Origin of the sequence: Streptomyces sp. NPDC005533, assembly GCF_042871845.1 — a bacterium.
GTDB lineage: Bacteria > Actinomycetota > Actinomycetes > Streptomycetales > Streptomycetaceae > Streptomyces.
Genome location: NZ_JBIAJH010000158.1, coordinates 1 through 2,256 on the forward strand (window position 1 = coordinate 1; position 2,256 = coordinate 2,256).

Sequence of the window (2,256 nt, forward strand, 5' to 3'; positions counted from 1 at the left end):
ATCGCCGTGATGGTGATCAGGATGGAAACGCCGTACCAGAGAAAACGCTTGCCGACGAAGTCGTAGCCGACCTCACCGCGGTACAGCTTGGCGCCAGAATCTCTGAGATCCGGCAAGGTCTGATCTCCCTCCGCCGACGGATATCACAGAGATCTAACACATCCGGCGACTCCGCCACAGGACGAACCACACCCACGTGCAACCCATCCGGAGCCGCCGACTACTATAGTTCGGGGTCTGTCAGGGGCATTCATGACACTCCCTTGGCATATTCATCGTTGCAAAGGGCAAGGTCTGGACTTGGGTTTCCTGACCCTTTCGGCGGATTCCCGTTTCTACGTGTTTGCGCTGGGGTGTCGCGGCAGCTCACGGGCATACAGTCACCGCACAGTCACCACCCGCGTGACATCAGGGCTCTGCCTCGCTCACGAGGAGGCTGATCTTGGAAGGGCGCGCCTTCTCCCGGAGTTTGGCACCGGACGCCTCGGCGTAGCACGCCGTGTCGTTTGCACTCGCTCCTGGACTGGCAACCTCAGGCGCCAGCATGTATCTTCACGCGAACGTGCCGGACGGCTTATCGGGGGATTTCGCCGTCCGGCACGCACCTTGTGGCCGCAATGCAAGCCACAGCCCTGGCGTTTAATCATACAGAAACCACGGAACGGTTCGGATTGAGGTAATCCTTCATGCCGTTGCCGATTACAAAGTGAGCCTTAACGCTGGATTACGGAAGCCTTCGGTTCACCCGCTGCTGGATATGCTGGAAGGCAGACCGGCCCGCGTCCGAACCGGGGGTTCCAGTCGCTCGGGCATGGAATGACGGTAGCGGAGGGGTCAGGAACACAGACAGGTCCCGTGCCCCAGCGGGCGTCCCAGTGGTCAGGGCAGTGCATTACCTGGCTCGCGTGCTGGCTAATTTTCACGGACTGCTCGTCGGCGTGAGCGACTCCCACGCTCGAAGCGGTGGCGAGCGCGACTGCCCCGGCCATCGACACTGCTTGGATGATGCGATTCATGCAAAGCCCTCGGTTCACTCGGTTGAGGTGCGCTGTGACACCAGCAACGATACGTGCCCAATGCATCTACCTTGGCTTTGTGCGCGCTTACTCGCCATGGGGCACGAAGTGCGGGTGACTGAATTGCGCATCTCCAACGGCGTGTCGTCTCAGCCATCATTCTGTGCAGCCGTGCACCTACAGGGTGAAGTCCGCTCTCGAGAAGGGCCGCAACCGGTAAGTACCTCCGTCAAAGCGTCTTGAAGTAACCCAGCGGAACCCCTAGTTTTGTGACGCAAAAACGGCCCAGCACGCGGCGGCGCTGGCGAAACGCCTCTGAGCAGGACGCCTGACGTCCCAGGTCCTTCAACTCGAGGGCCTCGCTGGTCCTCCGCACAGCCCTCGATGTCGTGCACGCACTCTCGTGGAGGGGGGTCACGACGCTGATCGCCAGCCGGGGGCAACGGCCCCCTCCCCTGCACGCCTGGACCGTACTGGTGTACCTCCGCAAGGAGGGACACTTTCACCCAGATTGCATCCGGGTTGAGTAACTGCATCGGTCCACTCACGCATGCGCCCCACAGCGCAGGCGGGTCACCTGGCCTGCAGCTCGACCGGCCTGAACGCGGCCCTGAGGGCGGCCAACGACCGATATCTCTTGCCGGACTGCACCCACGCCGAGCGCCACCCTGTAGGCGAACGCCACGCGGATACCAGGGAAAACACCTCCACCAGGGCCTGAACTGCAGGTCATCACCTCTCCTGGTAGCACGTGGTTTGAATCTCACAGCCCTGGCAGGTCACACCCTCAGCGGCCCGCGGCACCGGCGCACCGACATCCGCATCCGCCTCGACATCGCGATCCTGGCGGACACGGTCTGTCAGGGAGCCGGCGACAGGCTTACCGTGCTAGCCAGGCCGGCACGGAAGAGACCTCCTCAGCGGAGAGAAGTGCGTCGGCCCAGCTCCGCTGGCCTGTCGAAAGAACGATCGCCCTCATCAGGCCTGGCGAATCCTGCGCGCGCAAAGTCCGTACCACTCCAAACAGACTCACGTCCATCGACGAGGGCACTACCCCGATGGAGTGGCTGCCGGTCCGGGTCAGCGGCGGTGGTCGCCGTGGTGTCCGCGGTGCCCCCAGCTCGCGGTCGAGGACGCGTCCGCGGTCGTCGCGGAGGGTGGCGGTGTCGCGCTCGTCCCAGATCTGGTGGCGGCGGTCCTGGTAGACGTCGCGGTGGGTGTCGCGTCCGTTGCCGGTGTG

General features: G+C 63.4%; 2 pseudogenes. Both read right to left on the reverse strand.

Annotated features, from left to right (window positions below):
- Window positions 1-116 (reverse strand): annotated as a pseudogene (locus tag ACFYP3_RS37545) (protein translocase subunit SecF); the annotation flags it as partial.
- Window positions 117-1,896: 1,780 nt separating this feature from the next.
- Window positions 1,897-2,256 (reverse strand): annotated as a pseudogene (locus ACFYP3_RS37550) (hypothetical protein); the annotation flags it as partial.